This is a genomic window from Rhodanobacter sp. C05 (assembly GCF_002001165.1).
Lineage (GTDB): Bacteria > Pseudomonadota > Gammaproteobacteria > Xanthomonadales > Rhodanobacteraceae > Rhodanobacter.
The window spans coordinates 1-21,622 of sequence record NZ_MUNQ01000024.1 but is presented as its reverse complement, the minus strand read 5'-3'; the positions used below and the strand labels follow the sequence as shown (position 1 = coordinate 21,622).

Here is a 21,622-nt window from a genome sequence, read left to right as displayed (position 1 = left end):
ATTGCAATGGATCACATGAACCGGATCATGGTGGCAAGCGTGCCCTTGGGAGAGGACCCGCATTGAGGCGCTCGTTTGGATGTGCCTGCCGAGAAGCGTCGCCACCATGAATATCCCGCCACCAACAACCAGAAATCGGGGAGAACTTCATGCATCGTGTATTGCCTTACAACCGGCTCTCACTGGCGCTGTCCAGCGCGCTATTCGCCACCATGTCCCTGGGCACGTCCGTGGCATTTGCCCAGGATCAGACTGCCGGCACCACGACGGCGACGTCGAATTCCCCAGCCGCAAATCAAGCCGCGTCTGAACCGGCAACCAAGGGCAAGACAAAAAACCTCGAGGCAGTTGTGGTCACCGGCTCGCTGATCCGGCGCGTCGACGCCGAGACGTCCAGCCCGGTAACGACGGTGGATCGCGCCGCGATCACCAATGCCGGCAATCCGACCATGGGCAACGTGCTGCAGGCACTCCCCAGCATCTCCGGCAACGCGACCAACACCCAGAACAACACCAACGGTGGCGGCGTCGCCAGCCCGTCACTGGAAGGCGGCGACGGTGCCGCACGCATCTCGTTGCGCGGCTTGGGCACCGACCGTACCCTGGTCTTGATCGACGGCCAGCGCATGGCCAATACCGATGTCAACATGATCCCGCAGAACATGATCGAGCGGGTCGACGTGCTGGCTGAGGGCGCCTCGACGGTGTATGGCTCCGACGCGATCGGCGGCGTGGTCAACTTCATCCTGCGCAAGGACTATACGGGCGTCGAAGCCAGCATCAACGATGGCATTTCCAGCCACGGCGATGGTCAGCGACACGGCTTCAGCCTGACCGGCGGCATGAGCGGCGACAACTACAACATCGTCGGCGGCCTCGATTACAACAAGTACGACGCCGCGCTGGCCAGCCAGCGCAAGTTCTCCTCGCACCCGCTGTACCTGTCCAGTGGCGCGCTCACCGCCTCCGGTTCCAGCACCATTCCGACCGGCAAAATCCAGCTGCCCGCATCGTTTGCCAGCCAATACGGTTGCACGGTCAAGAACAACAGCATCCTGGTCACCAAGGCACAGGGCAACGGATCGAGCCAGGCCGATTACCGCTGTGACAATTACCCCGCGGATTCGTACAACTACAACACGTACAACTACATCCAGACCCAGCAACAGCGCACCGATGCCTTCGTGCTTGGCAGCTACAAGCTGGCGGACAACGTGACCTTCTTCGCGAATGCGTTCTTCAACCACACCCAGTCGAGCGGCCAGGACGCGCCCTCACCGACCTCGGTCAGTGACGGCTGGTACGTGGCGGCCAGCAACCCGATCAACCCGTTCGGCGTCACCTTCGGCACCGATCCGGCAAACCCGAACGATCCGAACAGCGGCTATGGTTTGAATATCCGGCTGACCGGAGCCGGTAACCGCCTGCACACCTACGACACCCAGAACGTGCAGGTCAACACCGGCCTGCGAGGCATGTTCGGGCAGAGCAGCTGGAACTGGGACGCCTCGATCGATTATGGCCATGCCAATCGCACGCAGCGCGATTACAACGAGCTCAACATCGCCGAGTTCCAGACGGCGATCAACAGTGGCGTGAATATCTTCGATCAGGCCAACCAGACGTCCGCGTTGAAAGGCCTCGTGGACAATCCGGTGTACGTGTTCACCAATGCCACGAAGCAGCTTCAGTTCGACGCCAACGGCGAACTGTGGGATCTGCCGGCAGGTTCCATGCAACTGGCCGTCGGTGCCCTGTACCGCGAGCAGACGATGAATTACACGGTTACCCCCGACGCCGTGCTCGACCTGGCCACCGGCACGTGCCAGATACTGCAGGAAGGTTGTGGTTCGCCCGGGCGTGGCAATGACAACGTCAAGGAGCTCTATGCCGAATCGCTGATCCCGCTGCTGTCGCAGCAACCGGGAGCGTATTCGTTGAACCTTGACCTGGGGGTACGCTACTCGGACTACGACACCAGCGGCTCGACCACCAACGGCAAGATCGCAGTCGAATGGAAACCGATTGCCGACCTGCTGGTCCGCGGCACGGTGTCCCAGGTATTCCGCGCCCCCAACCTGGATGAACTCTATGACGGCATCACCCTGGTTCAGCCGAACTTGAACGATCCCTGCGTCGGCCTCTCGGCTGCCCAGCTCGCGCAGCATGCCGCCGCATGCCAGTCCGTTCCCGTCGGCTGGGTGAACACCAATCAACAGGTCAACACGTATTACTCGGGTGCCAGCACGGTCGGTCAGTCGCTCAAGCCGGAACAGGGCAAATCGATCGATTTCGGTCTGGTCTACAACCCCAGCTGGGCAGATGGCCTGTCCTCCAGCGTCGACCTCTGGCACATCTACCTGAGCGATCTGCTGACACCGATTTCCGCCTCGACGGTGGTCAACAGCTGCTTTGCCAACAACAACAGCCCGTATTGCTCGTTGATCAGCCGCTACGGCACGAACACCCAGAAGGCGGGCCAGATCAATGTGATCGACACGCCAGTGGTCAACCTGGGCAACCTCAGCACCAGCGGCGTCGACTTCACGCTGGACTACAAGATCCCGCATTTCGACCTGGGCAGCGTGAATCCGGGTGACTTCAAGGCAGCCTTCGCCAGCACCTATCTCTCCACCTACAAGAACGACGCCACGCCCGGTCAACCAGGTGCAAAGACGGTCGACTACGCCGGCACCTTCACCCCGCAATTCGGCAACATGACGCGCTGGCGCGGCACGCTCACGTTCAACTGGACGCTGGGCAACTGGAGTGCGCAGTGGCAGACGCGCTACATCAACCATCTGACCAACGTGAATGCGGATGCCGCCATTCCCGGCGTCAACCTTCCGATGGCCTCGGTGCTGTATCACTCGATCCAGCTTGGCTATGCGATCCCGTCGTGGCATACCCGGATCGACGTCGGCGTGGACAACCTCAGCGACAAGATACCGCCGCTGGTCTATCAGAATGGCACGAACTACAACGTGGACGCCGCCACCTACGACACGATCGGCCGCTACTACTGGGCTCGCGCCACGGTGAAGTTCTGATCGCCTGAGCTGGCTGAAAAGTTCCACGGCAACCCGGAGGGGGCGCGAGATATTCTCGCGCCCCCTCTTGCATAATGAAGACCAGCAGACAACCGATCGGAAAGGCATGCCCGCACGCACCCACAGCCTCGCCGAGGCGATGAGCAGCGCCTACGACGCTGGCGACATGGAGCGAGTCATCGCCCTCGGCGAAGGTGCGGCTGAAGCGGACGAACCCGCCCTGCTGTGGCTGGGTCTCGCCCGATACGCCTGCGCGCGCTACCGGCAGGCAGCAAGCGCGTTCGTGTCACTGACGCGCATGCGGCCACAGGTGTCCGCGTACTGGAACAATCTCGGGCTCGCCTGCCGCCAGGACGGTGACATGGCGGGGGCCGAACACGCGTTCCTGACGGCGCTCTCGCTGGCACCGGACGATGCCGAGCTGCACTACAACCTCGGCCTGCTGCATCTGCAGCAACGGCATTGGGTGCTGGCGAGGCAGGCACTGATGGATGCGGTGCGTCTGTCGCCACAGTTTATCGAAGCGCGCCTGCAGGCTGCGCATGCCTGCTACGTCGGTGGTGACAACGATGGTCAGCAGGCCATGCTGGCCGGCGCCGCCGGCTGGCCAGCCCAGTCGGGTGAACTGGCGCTCACTCTTGCCGCGATGCTGTCCGCACAGGGCGAACTTGAAATCGCGCTCGGCACGCTGGCCAGGGCACAACTACCCGATGGATCGGCAGCCGGAATCATGCGGCTGCGCATCGCCGCCCAGCGGTCGGCGCTATACGAACGCAGCAACCAGCTCGATCGCGCGCGCCAGGAGCTGCAGCAGTTGCCACTGGAAGTCCTCGACCGGCTGCCGCCGGACGACGATGCCCGCGCCGAAGGCTGGAGCGCACATGCTGCACTGGCCATGCGCGACGCCGACTACGCCGCAGCCGCGGTGCTATATCGTCGGATGCTTGCGCTGGCCCTCGATGACCAGCACCGCGCCAGCGCCGCCTTTGGCCTGGCCGCGGCCAGCAGCCGGATGAGTCAACATGACGAGGTATGGCCGGCGTTGCAAACCGCACACGCCGCCCAGCTGAATATTGCACAAGGCGTCGTACCGGAGCTGATGCAGCCGGACAGCGAGCCCTTGCAGATGACCCATCACCTGGTTGACCACACGGCCTACCAGGGCTGGAAACCTTTGCCCACCTTGGCTGATCGGCAGCAGCCGGTTTTCGTGGTCGGCTTTCCGCGCTCTGGCACGACCCTGCTGGAGCAGATGCTGGATGCGCATCCCGATTTCCGCTCGATGGACGAGCGCGCCTTCATCCATGACCTGATCGAAGGTGTGGAAATAACCGGCCAGCACTATCCCGACGACCTGGCCAACCTCACCGCGAGCGAAGCGGATCAACTGCGCGCCGTGTACTTCCGCCGGGTCGCACAGATCGTGCCCGATCTCGGCCAGCGCCGGCTGGTGGACAAGAATCCGCTCAACATGCTGTGCCTGCCGATGATCATGCGGCTGTTTCCGCAGGCGCGCATCATCCTGTGCCTGCGCCATCCGTGCGACGTGCTGCTCAGCTGTTACATGCAACCGTTCCGCTCACCGGCCTTCATGGTGCTGTGCTCGTCACTGCAACGCCTGGCACGCGGCTATGTACGCGCCTTCGAGCACTGGTACCGGCATGTGGAAGTGTTCGCGCCACGCGTGCTGGAGTGGCGCTACGAATCTGTCGTCGACCGGTTTGATGAGCAAGTCACGCAGCTGGGGCAATTCCTCGAGGTCGCCGACGCGTCGCCCATGGCGCGCTTCGCCGAACACGCTCGGAGCAAGCGGTTCATCAGCACGCCAAGCTATGCCCAGGTGACCCAGGGCATCAACCCCAAGGCGGTCAATCGCTGGCACGCCTATCGCGAACAGTTCGAACCTGTCCTTCCCCTGCTGCGTCCCTTGATCGAACGCCTCGGCTACACCACATAAAAAAAGGCAGCGCCAATGCGCTGCCTTTCCTGTTTACCCGGGCGACTCAATGCGTCGCTGTCGACGCCGCGCTAGCCGGCACTGCTGCGATCACCGGCATGCTGAACCTGCCACCGTACGGCAGCACTTCGGCTGCCAGTTTCGGGTCGGCCTTGATCAGGCCAACCGCGTCGAACAGGATGTGCGCGGTTTCGTTGAGCTCCACGTCCTTCGCCTTCTTCGCATCCTTTTCTTCCTTGAGCTCGCTCTTCAGACTGCGCTCGTTCGCATCGAGGCCGTCATCCAGCGCATTGCCCTCATCGGCCAGCACGGCATCGGTACCATCGATGGCCTTGTGCCGGTTGCGGAACTCGGTCTGCAACGCATCCTGCTGCTTGCGCTCGGCTTCGCGTGTAGTGAAGTTCAGTGAGATCGAGGTCTTGTCGCGCATCATCTTGAACTGCGCCAGCTCGTCGAGCATCAGCTTCCATGCCGGCGACTTCGACACGCGCGTGTCATGCAGCTGCTGCAGTTGTGGAAGATAGGCATTGAGGTCGGCCACCGGCCGGTAGTCGGCAGGCGCGATCTGCGTCCACTTCAGGGCGTTGTCATAGGTGGATTCGCCGAAGTCCTTGTCATCGCCGTTCTTCGGGAACTCGATATCCGGCGTCACCCCTTTCAATTGGGTGGAGCCGCCATTGATGCGGAAGAACTCCTGGATGGTCATCTTCAGTTCGCCGAACTGTCGCTTCTCGCTGTCGTTGTTGGCAATGTGGTCAAGATCAACCAGCCTCTGCACAGTACCCTTGCCGAAGCTAGGCTCGCCGATGATTAGCCCGCGATGATAGTCCTGGATCGCTGCCGCAAAGATCTCCGAGGCCGAAGCCGAACTGCGATTGACCAGCACGGCCAGCGGGCCACTCCATGCCATTCCCGAATCGTCGTTGCCCTGCACATCAACATGTCCGTTGGAGTCGCGTACTTGCACGACAGGGCCCTTCTCGATGAACAACCCGGCCATCGAAATGGCTTCGTCCAGCGAACCACCACCATTGTTGCGCAGGTCCACCACCACGCCCTGCACGCCGGCCGCCTTCAGTTCGCCGAGCAGCTTGGCCACATCGCGGGTGGTGCTCTTGAAGTCCTTGTCGCCTTCGCTGCGCGCACCGAAGTCGGAATAGAACGAGGGCAGGCTGATCACGCCGATCTTGCGGGTGACGTCACCATCCTTGATGTCGATGATCTTCTTGCTCGCCGCGGCATCCTCAAGGCTGATCTTGTCGCGCACGAGGGTGATCAGCTCGTGCTTGCCATCCTGCCCGACATCAGCCGGAAGAATCTCCAACCGCACAACGGTACCCTTCTTGCCGCGGATCAGCTTGGTCACGTCGTCGATACGCTGGCCGACCACATCGACCAGCGGGCCATCACCCTGGCCCACCGCGAGAATGCGATCACCGGGCTTGAACTTGTTTGACTTGAGCGCCGGACCACCCGGCACCAGCTTGGCGATCATCGTGTAGTCGTCACGCGATTCCAGCTGCGCACCGATGCCTTCCAGCGACAGCTTCATGGCGATTTCGAAGTTCTCTGCCGCTTGCGGCCCGAAGTAATCAGTATGCGGGTCGGTAGTTTCGGCATAAGCGGTCATGAAGGTCTGGAACGCATCCTCGCCGTTAACCTGCCTGACCCGCTCGATGTAGCCGGCATAGCGCTTGTCCAGCGTCTTGCGGATATCGGCGTCGTTCTTGCCGGCCAACTTCAAGCGTAGCCAGTCGTTCATCGTGCGCTTGCGCCACAGATCATCCAGCGCAGCCTGATCCTTCGGCCAGTCGGCATCCTTGCGATCAAACGTGTAGTTCTCGTCGGCGGAGAAATCGAAGCCCTGCTTGAGCAGGCTGCGCGCATAATTCATGCGCTCCACGGCACGCTGCACGTAGAGGTTGAAGATCGAGAACGGCGCGGACAAGTCCTTGTTCCAGATGGCATCGTCGAGCTGAGTCTTCAGCGGGGCGAACCTGGCCATGTCGACCTGGGTGAAGAACACCTTCTCGCTATCGAACAACTTGAAGTAGGCCTTGTAGATCCGCGCCGACATCGCATCGTCGAGTGGCTGCGCATCGTAATGGTAGCGGGTCAGGAAGCTCGCCGACATCCACGCGGCTTCCGTTTCGATGGCAGTGGGCTTGAGTGGCCAGCTGGCGACCTTGCGGGCGCCGCTACCATCACCGAGATCGGCCGCCGACTGTGCGAAGACACAGGTCGCGGTGAAAGCAAGCAGAAAAACCAGCGCGGGGCGAAATTTCATGTAGGTTCTCAGACTGACTCGGTGACACCGGCTGCATGGGCCTGCAGGTCGGCGTGATAGGACGAACGCACCAGCGGGCCGGAGGCGACGTGATGGAAACCCATCGCCTCACCGGCTTCGCGCAATGCCTCAAATTCTTCCGGTGTCCAGTAACGCACTACCGGGTGATGGTGCGGCGTGGGCTGCAGGTACTGGCCAATGGTGATCATCTCGACGTCATGGGCGCGTAAATCACCCATCGTCTCGATCACCTGCTCCCAGGTCTCGCCCAGACCGAGCATGATGCCGGACTTGGTCGGCACCTCCGGATGCTGTGCCTTGAAGCGCTTGAGCAGGTCCAGCGACCACTGGTAGTCCGCGCCCGGACGCACTTCGCGATACAGGTGCGGCACGGTTTCCAGATTGTGGTTGAACACGTCCGGCGGGAAGTCCTTCAGCACTTCCAGCGCGCGCTCCATGCGGCCCTTGCCGCGGAAGTCGGGGGTGAGGATCTCGATCTTGATATTCGGGCTGGCGTGACGTGTCGCGCGAATGCAGGCGGCGAAATGCTCGGCACCACCGTCGCGCAGATCGTCGCGATCGACCGAGGTGATCACCACGTAACGCAGGCGCATGTCGCGGATCGTCTCGGCCAGCCGCGCCGGCTCCAGCGGGTCGGGCGCGGCCGGTCGGCCATGCGCCACATCGCAGAACGAGCAACGGCGCGTGCATACCTCGCCGAGGATCATGAAGGTCGCGGTGCCCTTGCTGAAGCACTCGTGGATGTTCGGGCAAGAGGCTTCTTCGCACACCGTCACCAGCGCGTTCTCGCGCAGGCGCGCCTTCAACTGCTGCACGGCATTGCCCTGCGGCAGGCGCACGCGGATCCAGCTGGGCTTGCGCAGCACGGGAACGGCGCTGTCGAAACCCGCACGGTTCAACGCGATCTTGTCGTTGCCCAGCTGCTTTTCGGGCGTACCGGCGACGACGCTGATCGGAATGTTGCGGGACGGAGAGGTGGAGGTATCGCTCATCAGGAAGCCTGGATCGCTGCGCGGGCGGGGAGTTCGGGTAGGACAGCGGCGGCCGGCTCGGCATCGAAGCCAAACTGCCGGCAGAATTCACCGATCAGCACATCCTCGACCTCCGCCAGTCGCGACGGACCGCCCAAGTCTAACACTTGCGTGACCGCCAAACCCTTGTAGCCGCAGGGGTTGATGCGGTGGTACGGCTCCAGGTCCATGTCCACGTTGAAGGCCAGACCATGGAAACTGCAGCCCCGGCGCACGCGCAGACCCAGGGCAGCCACCTTGGCCTCACCTACGTAGACGCCAGGCGCACCTGCCAGCCGCTCGGCGACGATATGCCAGTGCGCCAGCGTGTCGATGATCGACTGCTCGATCTTGTTGACCAGCTCGCGTACTCCGACGCCGACCCGACGCAGGTCGATCAGCGGATAACCGACGACCTGACCGGGGCCGTGATAGGTCACCTGACCGCCACGATCCACCGGCACCACCGGAATGTCACCCGGCGCCAGCACGTGCTCCATCTTGCCGGCCTGACCGAGCGTGAACACCGGGTCGTGCTCCAGCAACCACAACTCGTCGACCGTATCCGCCGTGCGGTTGTCGGTGAACGCGCTCATCGCCTGCCATACCGGCTCATACGGCTGGCGACCAAGGCGACGGATCTTCAACGGCAGTGACATGGAGAAACCTTGAGAAGGAGACGGCTGCAGCTCGCCTGCAAGCACGGAGCTACATCGTGTAGCGGATATCCGGATCGGCGCGCAGCGCGGCATGCGCAGCGTCGTACTGCTCACGCGCGTCGCAATGGAAACTCACCGTGACCGAAACGAAGTTGCCGGCCGTGGAGTGGCGATGCCGCACGCTCTCGTGCAGCACGCGCAGACCGGCCCGCTCCAGCAGCTGCGGCACGTGCACCGGCAGATTGGCACTGCTTGGCCCGACCGCGGTGATCTCGAAGTCGCCGGGGAACTGGAAGCCCTTGCCTTCCTGCTTGGCCTTGCTGAAGTCGATCTCGTGCATCACTTCGCGTCCGCGTCAGCCTTCTTGTCGCTGTGGAACCACAGCATGATGGAATCCCACAGGCGCGAGAAGAAGCCACCCTGCGGTGCTTCGTTCAGCGCGATCAGCGGCACGGTCTGCACCGGCAGGCCTGCCAGCGTGATGCGCAACGTGCCCACCTGCTGGCCCTTCTTGAACGGCGCAATCAGCGTAGCCGGGATATCCATGGTGGCCTTGAGCTTGTCGTAGTCGCCGCGCTTGACCGTGATCTGCACGTCGTCGGCGACCCCGATCGGCAATTGGTTGGCCGCACCCTTCCACAACTTCGGCGTGGCCAGCGGCTTGCTGGCGTCATACAGCTTGTGTGTCTCGTAAAAACGGAACCCGTAGTTGAGCAGCGCCATCGCCGAATCGGCACGCGCCTTCTCGCTGCTGGCACCCATCACGATGGCGATCATGCGCGAGTCGCCCTGCTTGGCCGAGGCCGCCAGGCAGAAACCAGCCGCCGCGGTATGGCCGGTCTTGATACCGTCCACACTCGGGTCACGCCACAGCAGGGTGTTGCGGTTGTGCTGCTTGATGCCGTTCCACTCGAACTCCTTGATCGCGGAGATCGCGTAGTCCTCGGGGAAATCATGGATCAACGCACGCGACAGGATCGCCACGTCGTGTGCGGTGGTGTAGTGATTGGCAATCGGGTAGCCGGAGGCATTCTCGAAGTTCGAGTTGACCATGCCGAGCTGCTTGGCATACGCGTTCATCAGGCCGGAAAACGCCTGCTCCGAGCCGGCGGAGTGTTCGGCCAGCGCAATCGCGGCATCGTTGCCGGACTGGATGATCAGCCCGTACAGCAGATCCTTCAGCGGCACCTGGCTATTGAGCTTGAGGAAACTGGTGGAGCCGTCAGTGCCCGCGCCGCCGCCACGCCAGGCGTTCTCGCTGATGGTGACCGGGTCGGTCATGTGGATCTTGCCGTTGGCGACCTCGGCCGAGACCACGTAGTCGGTCATGATCTTGGTGATCGAGGCCGGCTCCACGCGCAAGTCGGGATCCTTGCTGGCAAGGATCTGTCCAGTGGCGTAATCCATCAACACCCACGCCTTGCCGTCGACATCCGGCGGCGGCGGTACTGGCGCGTCAGGCACCACCGGACGGGGCACCGGCGATGGATGCGGCGGTGCCGGCTGTGGTGTCTGGGCGACGGCAACACCGAGCAGCAGGGCCGCTGCGGCAAACGGAATCAGGGTGCGGCGGAAAAAATTCATCGTGGTCTTCAGTCCAGTCTTGATGCCGGCATGCAGCTGCCCGCTAGATGTCAATGTTGAAACAAACCCGCTCAGTCTACCGCGACCTGCGGCCTGGGCAGGCCCATGCCCTCGATCTGGGCACTGACCCGGTCGGCGCTGTCGACATCCGCCAGCGGCCCGACCCGTACACGGCGCACGCGACGACCGTTGACTTCGGTCTCGGTCACCCGCACGTCACCAAGCTGGGCCTGGCGCAGGCGCTGGGCCACCCGCTCGGCATTGTCCGCATCGGAAAACGCGCCTACCTGCAGATAGATTCCGGGGTGTCCGGTTGAGACCACCGCCGGCGGCGGCAGTTCCTGTCCAGGCTCGCCGGGGTCAATCCCGCGCACCTCGACCAGCCCGGTACCCTTGGGCCAGACACCGATCTTCACCGCCGCCGCATAGGACAGGTCGATCACCCGATCCTCATGGAACGGGCCACGGTCGTTGATCCGCACGATCACGCTCTTGCCGTTCTGCAGGTTGGTGACCCTGGCATAACTGGGCAGCGGCAAGGTCTTGCTGGCGGCGGTGAACGCGTACATGTCGTAGGTTTCCAGGCTGGATGTCTTGTAGCCGTGGAACTTGTTGCCGTAGAACGAGGCGATCCCGCGCTCGTCGTAGCCGCGCGCGCTAGGCAGCACGCGATACGTCTGCCCGAGCACGGTGTAAGGCGACTTGTTGCCGTACAGCGAATGTGGTTCGACCTTCGGCACCGGCTCGACCAGCTTGCTGATGTCCGGTGGGGGGCCACCCGGCACACTGTCGCTGCTGTCGCGATAGCGGCTGCCCTGCGGCTGGCTGAGATCGTCGTTGAGACTGTCGCCGTGACCGGAAGCCGTCGTCCGATACGACGCCTGCGCGCTGCCGCCACGCGATGGTTTCGGCTTCGCACCACCGCAGCCTGCCAGCAGCAACACTGCCGTCAGCATCGCCGCTGCGCGCAGCGCCCTCATCGCGCCGCATCCGCCTGGTCCACGCCGGCAGCAATCGCCTGCGCCAACTGATTGACCGCCATCGCGTAGAGCGGACTGCGGTTGTAACGGGTGATCACGTAGAAATTCTGGAAGGTGAGCCAGTACTCCCGCCCGTTCGCGCCTTCAAGCGTCTGCAGGCTGCTCAGCCGTCCAGGATCCATCGCCTGCAGCGGCGCATAACCCCATACCTCAAGTTGTTCCAGTGGCCACTGCGGAGAGGCGTCCTGCACGACAACCTCTGCGGCGGCCGCATCCGGTTGCGCACGGATCGCCACCGGATCGCCGCTGACCCAGCCGTGCTTCACGAAATAGTTCGCCACGCTGGCGAAGATATCCGGCAGCGAATTCTGCAGGTCGATATGGCCATCGCCGTCCGCGTCCACCGCGAAGTCACGGATGCTCGAAGGCATGAACTGGCCCCAGCCCTGCGCACCGGCATAGGAGCCGGTGAGCGTGTCGATCGACCCGGCCAGATGGTTGTCCGGCAGTTCCAGCAGCGTCTTCAGCTCACCGCGGAAGAAAGTCGCACGTGGCGGGTAGTACAGGCCCAGCGTGACCAGTGCGTCGAGCACTTTGTATTTGCCGGTGTTGCGGCCGTAACTGGTTTCCACACCGACGATCGCCACCAGATATTCCGGCGCCACACCGTACTGCCGTCCGATCTGCTCCAGCAGGGCACGGTGCTCACGATAGAACGCGATGCCGTCGTTGATGCGCTTGTCGGTCAGGAAGATCGGTCGGTAATCCTTCCAAGGCTTGCCCTCGGCCGGCCGGCTGATCGCATCGAGGATGCTCTGCTGCATCTTCGCGCCATCAAGCAGTGCATTCAGTGTCTGCGGGCTCTTGCCGGTATCGCGTGCCACTTCACTCACCAGTTCGGCCTGACCGGGGTGTTCCGTCGCCTGCGCCGGAGCCGGCACGCCCATCCAGAACAGGCTCAGGACAGCGAGGAAACGAACCGGGCGCGACGCGAAAAGAACGGTCATGAAGTGTGCTTCGCAAGACAGGTGTGATGACTTCGTCGAAAGCCTAACACGCACGCCACGGCAAGCCTGTCCTGCCGCGGGCCATTCACTGAACAGCAGGTGGCAACGCGTTCATTCGTGCATTTTGCGGTTGGCGTGGATCGACATCAGCACACCGAAGCCGACCAGCAACGACACCGCCGAAGTGCCGCCGTAACTGATCATCGGCATCGGTACACCGACCACCGGCAGCATGCCGGCGACCATGCCGCCATTGACGAACACATAGACGAAGAAGCTCATGCCGATCGCGCCGGCAAGCAGGCGCGAGTAGGTATCGCGCGCTTCCATCGCGATCCACAGGCAACGGCCGATGATGAAGGCGTACAGCAGCATGATCCCGATCACGCCGATCAGGCCGAACTCCTCGGAGAACACCGCAAAGATGAAGTCGGTGGTGTGCTCGGGCAGGAAATCCAGCCGCGATTGCGTACTGTGCTGCCAGCCCTTGCCGAACATGCCGCCGGAGCCCACCGCGATCTGCGACTGGATGATGTGCCAGCCATTGCCGAGCGGGTCGGATTCCGGGTTGAGCAGGGTCAGTACGCGATCGCGCTGGTATTGATGCAGGAAATGCCAGCCCACCGGAATCATGCCGCCAAGCCCACCGATCAACAGACCGATGCGCCACCACGCCATGCCGGACAGGAACAGCGCGAACGCACCGGCGGCGGTCACCAGCAAGGCCGTGCCAAGATCCGGTTGCTTGGCGATCAGCCCGGCGGGAATCGCGATCAGCAGACCGACTACCGCCATGTCTTTCCAGCTCGGCGGCAGCTGGCGCGGATGCAGATACCAGGCAACCATCATCGGCATGGTCAGCTTGAGCAGTTCGGACGGCTGAAAGCGCATCACGCCCAGGTTCAACCAGCGATTGGCACCGCGTCCCTCGCCGAGAACCGCCACCACCACCAGCAAGGCGGTGCTGCCGGCATAAAGCCAAGGCGTCCAGCTGCGCAAGGTCGATGGCGGGATGCGCGAGATCAGCAGCAGCAGCACGCCACCCAGCACGAAGCGACCAGCCTGGCCAGTGACCAGCGCCATGCTTTCATCCCCAGCGCTGTAAAGCGTGACCAGGCCGACCGTCGCCAGCGCGAACAGGCCGACGGCCAGCGGCAAGTCGATCCGCGGCCGGGTCAGGGTGCGGCTCAGGAATCGACTCAGGCGTGCCTGGATGGTCTCGATCATGGTGTCGCCCCGTCGCTGCTGGATGCGTCTGCCGGAACGTCTTCGACAGGAACTGCTTGATCGGGCACTACTTCATTGCCCGGCGCCGCTGGTGGCTTGGGCAAGGGCGCATCCACCGGCGGTGTGCCTCCCTTGGCAAACACCACCCACGCATCGAAAATCTTGCGCACGATCGGCCCGGCATCCTGGGCGCCCCAGGCACCTGACTCAAGCACGACGGCAGCGGCGATTTGCGGATCATCCGTCGGGGTGTAGGCCTCGAACCATGCGCGATGGCGCGCCGCCAGATAAGCGGAGTTCTTGTTGGTGTTGTACGCCTCCGACGTGCGCGAGAAGCGCTCGGCGGTACCGCTCTTGCCGGCGATCAAATACGGGAAGCCGTCGTTCAGTCCCTTGCCGGTGCCGCCGGTAATCACCGCGCGCATGCCTTCGTTGATCACGTCCCAGTTGGAAGCCTTGCTGATCAGCGACGGACCCGTAGCCGGATTGGCCAGCGGCTGCGGCTGCGCTTCGGCAACGGCCTTGGTGGCCATCACCAGCCGCGGCTGATAGGGCACGCCATGCCCGGCCAGGGTAGCCACGGCATGACCGAGCTGCAGTGGCGTCACCGCCCAGAAACCCTGGCCGATACCTGAAATGACGGTATCGCCAGGGAACCAGCCTGCCTTGAAGTGGGCAGCCTTCCATTCACGCGAAGGCAGCACGCCTTCGGATTCACCGACCAGGTCGATGCCGGTCTTGCCACCGAAACTGAAGCGACTCATCCAGGCACTCAACCGGTCGATGCCCAGATCCAGTGCCAGCTTGTAGAAATAGGTATTGGTCGACAACTCGATCGCCCGCACCATGTTCACCGTGCCATTGCCATAGCGCTCGTCGTCGCGATAGCAGCGCGCATGTCCGGGCAGGCAGAACTGGCCGGTGGACAGCACCGTGTCCTCGGGCCGACGCACACCATCTTCGAGTCCGCCCAGCGCGAGCAGCGGCTTCACCGTCGAGCCGGGCGGATAGACGCCTTTCATTGCACGATTGACCAACGGCTTGGCCGGGTCGTTGGTCAGTGCACTGTAATCAGCCTGACTGATGCCATTGACGAACAGGTTGGGATCGAAGCTGGGAATGCTGACCATCGCCAGCACCTGGCCATTGCGTGGATCGATCGCCACCGCAGCACCAAGCCGGTCGTCGAACGCCGCCTCCGCGGCCTTCTGGATGCGCGCGTCGATACTCAGGTACAGATTCCTGCCGGGTACCGGCGGATGCGTTTCCAGCACCTGCTGGATGCGCCCATCGGCATTCACCTCGTCCAGCTCGTAGCCCGGCGTGCCATGCAACACATCCTCGTAGGATCGCTCGATGCCGGTGCGGCCCACATGGCTGGTGCCCTGGTAGAGCTTGGGATCGAGCCGGGCAAGATCATCGGCATCGATGCGGCTGACATAGCCCACGACATGCGCAAACAACGCGCCCAACGGATAACGTCGGGTCAGGTAAGGCACCACATCCACACCCGGGAAACGCCAGCGGTTCACCGCGAAGCGATCGATCTCGTCTTCGCTCAGGCGCATCTTCAGCGGCACACTGTCGAAGCGCCGACTCTGCTGGAGCTGCTTCTTGAACGCGTCCAGGTCGTCCTGACCCAGCGGCACCACCTTGCCAAGCTCGGTCAGCAGGGCAGGCATGTCGTTGATCTTGTCGGGTACCACTTCGAGCCGGAACGCCGGCACGTTGTCGGCCAGCAGCACACCGTTGCGGTCGTAGATCAATCCGCGCGCCGGCGGAATCACCCGTGGCTTGACGCTGTTGTTGGTCGAACGGGTGGCGAACTCGTCGTAGCGTGTCACCTGCAGCAACATGTAACGGCTGACCAGCAGGCACAGACCCAGCAGGATCAGCACGAAACCCGCCAGCGCGCGACGCCGGAACAAGGCGCTTTCGCCGCGGGTATCCTTGATCGATCGACGGATCTTCATCGGTCTACTGAATGCGCAGGCGGGCGCGCAGGTCGTCGAGCAACAGGAACAGGAACGGCCACAGCGCGGCGCCGACAAACGGCGATATCCACCAGCTGGCCGGCGGCAGCGTTCCACCCGCCAGCATGCGCACGATCAGCAGCAGGATGCGGTCGTTCACCAGCAATGCCAGCACGGCAAGGGTCTGCTGCCACATCGGGAAGAAACGCAGGCGCGACCGGAAGCGCAGTGCAATGAAGACCAGCGCGCACAAGCGCAAGGCCTGTTCACCCAGCACCACGCCATTGAGCAGATCCGCAGCCAGCCCGATGCCGAAGGCCAGCCCCAGGCTGACCCGGTCCTCGGACTCCAGCGACCAGTACAGCAGGAACAGCGCCGGCCAGTACGGCTTGAACGGTTCCAGCACGCCTGGCAGCGGTACCAGCATCGACAGCAGCGCAAACAGCAGCGTGCCGACAAACCACCACAGGCTCAGGCGTTGCCGGTTCATCGCTGCGCTCCATGCGTCGTGACTGGTGTTGCCGGTTTGGCAGCAGCAGGCGCACCGATCTGACTCGCTGACGTAGCTGGCGCATCGCCAGCCGCCGGCGTCAGATCACGCGGTGGCCCCATCGGTTTCACCGGCGCCGGTGGCCCGTCAGGTTCGGCCTGATCATGCAGCAGCAACACGTCCTCGCTGCGATCGATATCCGCCGCCGGCTGTGCCTGTGCCACCTGGAACATGCCGGTGCTGGCCGGAGCCACCGAACGGATCTCACCCACCGGAAAACCCGGCGGGAAGCGTCCACCAAGACCGGAGGTCAGCAGGCGATCACCGGCACGCACATCAGCTGCCAGCGGTATGTTCGGCAAGGTCAGCTGATTGCCGTCACGCGAACCGTAAGCCACCGTGCGCAGGCCGGAACGCTCGATCACGACTGGAATCGCATGCGCCGGATCGGTCACAAGCATCACCACAGCGGTGGTCGGCAGCACTTCCTTCACCTGCCCCATCACGCCGTGCGCATCGATCACCGGCTGGCCTGGCTTTACGCCGTCGCGCGCACCCACGTTCAGGGTCAACTGATAACGATACGCTCCGATGTCCACACCGATCACCCGTGCCAGCTGCACGTTCAGTTCGAGGCTGCGCTGGGTGTCGAGCAATTCCTTCAGGCGCTGGTTCTGTTCGGCCACCGCGGACATGCGATTGAGCTTGGCATTGGCCAGCAGCAGATCCTCGCGCAGGCGCTGATTCTGCTCGGTGAGGCGTTGGCGATCGGCGAACGCCACACTCATGGTGCGCACACCGGCCGCGGGCAAGCCAGCGAGCCGATACACAGGCTCCACCACGGCAGCCGCGGTATAACGCAGCCGCCACAGCCAGCCGTTGCGCTGGTCGAGCACCATCAGCACCACAGCCAGTGCGAGATAGACAATCAGCCGAAGCGTGCCGGCCGCATTGCCGGCGAACAGCGGCGAGGACTCATCGCGCGCACGCGCCATGGCGGCTAGAGCCTGCTCATGGTTGCTCCACGGCTGCGCCGGGAGCGGTTTGCGCGCAGGCCAAGGAAGAGCGATGGAGTGTATGTCGATACACGACTGAGCGATGACGCCGGCATGTGGGCAAACCGCCCCGGCCCGCAGGGTTGCCGGTGGACGGCCCCCATGCGGCAGCACATCGCTTGACCTGACCGCCAGTCAAGTACAGCGCCATGCACTGCCACCTGACGGCCGCCCACCGACAACGCGCGCTGTGGAGCGACCATGAGCAGGCTCTTCTTATTCGGGGGCGAAGAAATCGCTGCCGTGCTGATCAATCAGCTCCAGCGCCTTGCCACCACCACGTGCCACGCAGGTGAGTGGATCATCTGCCACTTGCACGTGCAGGCCGGTCTCTTCGGAAATCAGGCGATCCAGATCGCGCAGCAGCGCACCGCCACCGGTGAGCACGATGCCGCGTTCGGCGACGTCCGAGCACAGTTCCGGTGGCGTCTGTTCCAGCGCCGACTTGACCGCTGCCACGATGCCGGCAAGCGGCTCGTGCAGCGCCTCGAGAATTTCGTTGGAGTTGATCGTGAACATGCGCGGCACGCCTTCGGCGAGGTTGCGGCCGGAGATCTCGATTTCCTTCACGTTCGCCTGCGGGAAGGCGCAGCCGATCTCGAGCTTGATCCGCTCGGCCGTGGACTCGCCGATCAGGGTGCCGTGGTTACGACGCACGTAGTTGATGATCGCCTCGTCGAAACGATCGCCACCGACGCGCACGGACTGCGAGTAGACGATGCCATTGAGCGAGATCACCGCCACTTCGGAAGTGCCGCCACCGATGTCCAGCACCATCGCGCCGCGCGCCTCGTGCACCGGAATGCCGGCACCGATCGCGGCAGCCATCGGCTCCTCGATCAGGAACACGTCGCGCGCACCGGCACCTTCGGCCGATTCCTTGATCGCGCGACGCTCGACCTGGGTCGAGCCGCACGGCACGCAGACCAGCACGCGTGGACTCGGTCGCAGGAAACGCGTCTTGTGCACCTGCTTGATGAAGTGCTGCAGCATCGCCTCGGTCATCGTGAAGTCGGCGATCACACCGTCCTTCATCGGCCGCACCGTGGCGATATTGCCCGGCGTGCGGCCGAGCATGCGCTTGGCGTCGGTACCAACTGCCGCGATCGTGCGCGGACCACCGGGGCCGCGGTCCTGACGAATCGCCACCACCGACGGCTCATTCAGCACGATGCCCTGACCGCGGACATAGATCAGCGTATTGGCCGTGCCGAGGTCGATGGAGATGTCGTTGGAAAAGATCCCGCGAAACTTCTTGAACATGAGTCCGCCGTAGTCCGGCTTGGCTAAAAAGTAAGCTCGCCAGTCTAGTCAGCGTGGCACACATGCGCAAGGACATTAACGTTAAGAAATCCTTCTACAACACGGCGATATGCGCGTTTTGCACCAGCGAGGATGAACTGCGTACCGGCGCAAGAAGTCGCCAACGCGGCCGGATGACGGTACGATTCCACCCTTTGGCCGGAACTACCGGTTCGGCTTCGGGCCGGACGCGGTTGTCGCGGCCTCTTCACCTTGCCCGGGGGCTCCCGCACATCATGTCAGCCGTCATCTGCGGATCGCTGGCCTATGACACCATCATGGTGTTCCAGGACCAGTTCAAGAACCACATCCTGCCCGATCAGATGCACATCCTGAATGTGTCGTTTCTGGTGCCGCGGATGCGTCGCGAGTTTGGCGGTTGCGCCGGCAACATTGCCTACAACCTCAAGCTGCTCGGCGGCGATCCGCTGCCGGTGGCGGCTGTGGGCCAGGACTTCGCGCCATATCGCAAGCATATGGAGCAATGCGGTATCCGGCTCGAATGCGTGCGCGAATTCGACGACCAGTTCACCCCGCAATGCTTCATCACCACTGACCTGGACAATAACCAGATCACCGCCTTCCATCCTGGCGCCATGTCCAGTGCGCAGGAAAACCATGTGCGCGACATCCCGGACATCGATTTCGCCATCGTTGCGCCCGATGGCCGCGAAGCCATGCTTCAACATGTGGACGAGTTCGCCGCACGCGGCGTGCCGTTCATCTTTGATCCGGGCCAGGCGATGCCGCTGTTCAGCGGTGACGAATTCCGCGCGATGATCGAAAAGTCGACCTATGTGATCGTCAACGACTACGAGTCACAGCTGCTGCAGACCCGCACGGGCTGGAGCGCCGACGAGATCTCGGGACGGGTGAAGGCCTATATCGTGACCCAGGGGCCACGTGGCTCGGTCATTCATGCCGAAGGCGAGACGCATCAGATCCCGCCGGCGCGCGAGCGTCGTATCGTCGACCCCACCGGCTGTGGCGACGCTTATCGCGCCGGCCTGATCTTCGGCATCATGCGCGGCAAGGATTGGCCGACAGTCGGCCGCATGGCCTCGTTGATGGGCGCGCTGAAGGTGGAGCATCCAGGCACCCAGAACCAGCGCTTCAGCTATGCCGAGTTCGCGGCGGAGTTCCTTGACCAGTTCGGCTACGCACTGGATTGATTGCTGCAGCTCAGACCGACATGCAAGGCTCCCTCGATGGGAGCCTTGTTGCATCAGTCGACACGGAAACCGATGGTCGCGCGTACCGCATCCTGCCAGCCGCGGTACAGGCGTTCGCGCACAGCCTCGTCCATCGCGGGCCTGAAGCGGTGATCCATCTGCCAGAGCCCGGCGATCTGGGCGCGACTCTCCCAGAAACCCACGGCCAGCCCCGCCAGATACGCAGCACCCAGTGCGGTGGTTTCCGCTACTCGCGGACGCAGCACTGGCACCCCGAGCATGTCGCTCTGGAACTGCGCCATGAAGTCGTTCGCGATGGCACCACCATCGGCACGCAGTTCCTTCAGGGGAATCCCGGCGTCCGCCTCCATCGCAGCCAGCACGTCGCGCGACTGATAGGCCATCGATTCGAGCGCGGCACGCACCACGTGTTCTTTCCTGGTGCCGCGCGACAGACCAAACATCGCGCCACGCACGTCACTGCGCCAGTACGGCGCACCCAGCCCGACGAATGCCGGCACCAGATACACACCGTCCGTGGACGGCACGCTGTGCGCCATGGTCTGCGAATCACATGCCTGCTCCAGCATGCGCAGACCATCGCGCAGCCATTGCACCACCGAGCCGGCAACGAAGATGCTGCCCTCCAGTGCGTACTCAAGCTTGCCGTCCAGTTCCCATGCAATCGTGGTCAGCAGGCCATGCCGTGAAGGTACCGCCTGCGCGCCGGTGTTCATCAGCATGAAACAGCCGGTGCCATAGGTATTCTTGGCCATGCCGGGCTCGAAGCAGGCCTGGCCGAACAATGCTGCCTGCTGATCGCCGGCCACTCCAGAGATCGGCACCCCGGCGGCCAGACCTGGCAACGCCAATGTGTGCCCGTAAATCTCGCTGCATGAACGCACTTGCGGCAACATGCAACGCGGCACCTCCAGCATGCGCAACAGTTCGTCGTCCCAGCATCGCCGATGAATATCGAACAGCAGCGTGCGGGCGGCATTGCTGACATCCGTGATATGCAGCCGGCCACCGCTGAGATTCCAGATCAACCAGCTGTCGATCGTGCCGAACAGCAGATCCCCACGCTCCGCTCTCGCCTGAGCGCCGTCGACATGATCCAAGATCCAGCGGATCTTGCTACCGGAAAAGTAGGCATCGATCAGCAGCCCGGTTTTCTCACGTACCAGCGGCGCATAGCCGTCCGCTTCGAGTCGTTCGCAGATCGCCAGGCTCTGCCGCGATTGCCACACAATCGCGTTGTATATCGGTTGTCCGCTATGGCGATCCCACACCACCGTGGTTTCGCGCTGATTGGTGATGCCGATCCCGGCCAGCGCGCCGGCATCGATCTTTGCCGACGCCAGAACCTCGGCGATCGTCGTCAGCACGCTGACCAGGATTTCGTGCGGATCGTGCTCCACCCAGCCCGGCTGCGGGAAAATCTGCCTGAACTCGCGTTGCGCCGTTCCGACCACCCCACCGGCACGGTCGAACAGCATCGCACGCGAGCTGGTCGTGCCCTGATCTATCGCCAGTATGTAGCGTTGCTCCATCTGCCGCCCCTATACCGTGCGCAACAAGAATGCGTCCGTACAGAGTAGCAACACGCCGGCGTCACGGACGATCCATGCGCTTCGACGTGCCCGTTTCGAGTCGATATCTGCGCTCGCCCCAGCAAGACGAGGCAAAGAAACCCCCCCGTTTCCGGTGAGGGTTGTTCAGGATAAAGCCCCTGGCGGTGACCTGTTGCGGGAGGCGCCGAGGCGCCTAAAAGAACAAACCCCCGTAGCGTGAGCTACGAGGGTTTGGGGATAAAGCCCCTGGCGGTGACCTACTCTTGCATGGCAA

Annotated in this window: 16 protein-coding genes; 3 read left to right on the top strand and 13 right to left on the bottom strand. The window is 63.1% G+C overall.

Annotation, left to right across the window (positions count from 1 at the left end; translation table 11 throughout):
- Positions 1 to 149: 149 nt before the first annotated feature.
- Positions 150 to 3,050 (top strand): TonB-dependent receptor, encoded by a 2,901-nt coding sequence (locus B0E51_RS17705; RefSeq protein ID WP_077446216.1) that lies wholly within the window; start codon positions 150 to 152, stop codon positions 3,048 to 3,050.
- Positions 3,051 to 3,156: 106 nt separating this feature from the next.
- Positions 3,157 to 5,007 carry a sulfotransferase gene (locus B0E51_RS17700; RefSeq protein ID WP_077446215.1) on the top strand — a complete coding sequence of 617 codons (1,851 nt, stop codon included), beginning with the start codon at positions 3,157 to 3,159 and terminating at the stop codon, positions 5,005 to 5,007.
- Positions 5,008 to 5,053: 46 nt separating this feature from the next.
- Here B0E51_RS17700 and B0E51_RS17695 read toward each other — a convergent pair whose 3' ends face one another.
- The 12 genes from B0E51_RS17695 to B0E51_RS17640 form a co-directional block, all read right to left on the bottom strand.
- Complete coding sequence (locus B0E51_RS17695) at positions 5,054 to 7,294, bottom strand: carboxy terminal-processing peptidase (RefSeq protein ID WP_077446214.1); 2,241 nt, start codon at positions 7,292 to 7,294, stop codon at positions 5,054 to 5,056.
- Between the two features lie 8 nt (positions 7,295 to 7,302).
- Positions 7,303 to 8,307, bottom strand: a complete 1,005-nt coding sequence (gene lipA, locus B0E51_RS17690) for a lipoyl synthase (RefSeq protein ID WP_077446213.1) — start codon at positions 8,305 to 8,307, stop codon at positions 7,303 to 7,305.
- Positions 8,307 to 8,984, bottom strand: a complete 678-nt coding sequence (gene lipB / locus B0E51_RS17685) for a lipoyl(octanoyl) transferase LipB (protein ID WP_174570701.1) — start codon at positions 8,982 to 8,984, stop codon at positions 8,307 to 8,309. The genes lipA and lipB overlap by 1 nt, the downstream gene beginning before the upstream one ends.
- Positions 8,985 to 9,033: 49 nt before the next feature.
- On the bottom strand, positions 9,034 to 9,324 hold the full coding sequence (locus tag B0E51_RS17680) for a DUF493 family protein (protein ID WP_077446211.1): 291 nt from the start codon (positions 9,322 to 9,324) through the stop codon (positions 9,034 to 9,036).
- Positions 9,324 to 10,568 (bottom strand): D-alanyl-D-alanine carboxypeptidase family protein, encoded by a 1,245-nt coding sequence (locus tag B0E51_RS17675; protein WP_077446210.1) that lies wholly within the window; start codon positions 10,566 to 10,568, stop codon positions 9,324 to 9,326. Before B0E51_RS17675 ends, B0E51_RS17680 begins: the two co-directional genes overlap by 1 nt.
- 71 nt (positions 10,569 to 10,639) lie before the next feature.
- Positions 10,640 to 11,548 (bottom strand): septal ring lytic transglycosylase RlpA family protein, encoded by a 909-nt coding sequence (locus tag B0E51_RS17670; protein WP_077446209.1) that lies wholly within the window; start codon positions 11,546 to 11,548, stop codon positions 10,640 to 10,642.
- The gene (mltB, locus tag B0E51_RS17665) at positions 11,545 to 12,555 is read right to left on the bottom strand and encodes a lytic murein transglycosylase B (RefSeq protein ID WP_077446208.1); all 1,011 of its coding nucleotides are present in this window, start codon (positions 12,553 to 12,555) and stop codon (positions 11,545 to 11,547) included. The genes B0E51_RS17670 and mltB overlap by 4 nt, the downstream gene beginning before the upstream one ends.
- 111 nt (positions 12,556 to 12,666) lie before the next feature.
- The gene (rodA, locus tag B0E51_RS17660; protein WP_077446207.1) at positions 12,667 to 13,782 is read right to left on the bottom strand and encodes a rod shape-determining protein RodA; all 1,116 of its coding nucleotides are present in this window, start codon (positions 13,780 to 13,782) and stop codon (positions 12,667 to 12,669) included.
- Complete coding sequence (mrdA, locus tag B0E51_RS17655; RefSeq protein ID WP_077446206.1) at positions 13,779 to 15,755, bottom strand: penicillin-binding protein 2; 1,977 nt, start codon at positions 15,753 to 15,755, stop codon at positions 13,779 to 13,781. The genes rodA and mrdA overlap by 4 nt, the downstream gene beginning before the upstream one ends.
- Before the next feature lie 4 nt (positions 15,756 to 15,759).
- Positions 15,760 to 16,245, bottom strand: a complete 486-nt coding sequence (gene mreD, locus B0E51_RS17650; RefSeq protein ID WP_077446205.1) for a rod shape-determining protein MreD — start codon at positions 16,243 to 16,245, stop codon at positions 15,760 to 15,762.
- Entirely contained in the window at positions 16,242 to 17,240 is a 999-nt protein-coding gene (gene mreC / locus B0E51_RS17645; RefSeq protein ID WP_077446204.1) for a rod shape-determining protein MreC, read from the bottom strand. The genes mreD and mreC overlap by 4 nt, the downstream gene beginning before the upstream one ends.
- Positions 17,241 to 17,516: 276 nt before the next feature.
- The gene (locus B0E51_RS17640; protein ID WP_077446203.1) at positions 17,517 to 18,563 is read right to left on the bottom strand and encodes a rod shape-determining protein; all 1,047 of its coding nucleotides are present in this window, start codon (positions 18,561 to 18,563) and stop codon (positions 17,517 to 17,519) included.
- A 275-nt stretch (positions 18,564 to 18,838) separates the two neighbouring features.
- Between B0E51_RS17640 and B0E51_RS17635 the strand changes: the two genes are divergently transcribed.
- The gene (locus B0E51_RS17635) at positions 18,839 to 19,774 is read left to right on the top strand and encodes a carbohydrate kinase family protein (RefSeq protein ID WP_077446202.1); all 936 of its coding nucleotides are present in this window, start codon (positions 18,839 to 18,841) and stop codon (positions 19,772 to 19,774) included.
- 53 nt (positions 19,775 to 19,827) lie between these two features.
- Here the strand turns inward: B0E51_RS17635 and glpK are convergent, their stop codons facing one another.
- Positions 19,828 to 21,327, bottom strand: a complete 1,500-nt coding sequence (gene glpK / locus B0E51_RS17630; protein WP_077446201.1) for a glycerol kinase GlpK — start codon at positions 21,325 to 21,327, stop codon at positions 19,828 to 19,830.
- Positions 21,328 to 21,622 lie beyond the last annotated feature (295 nt).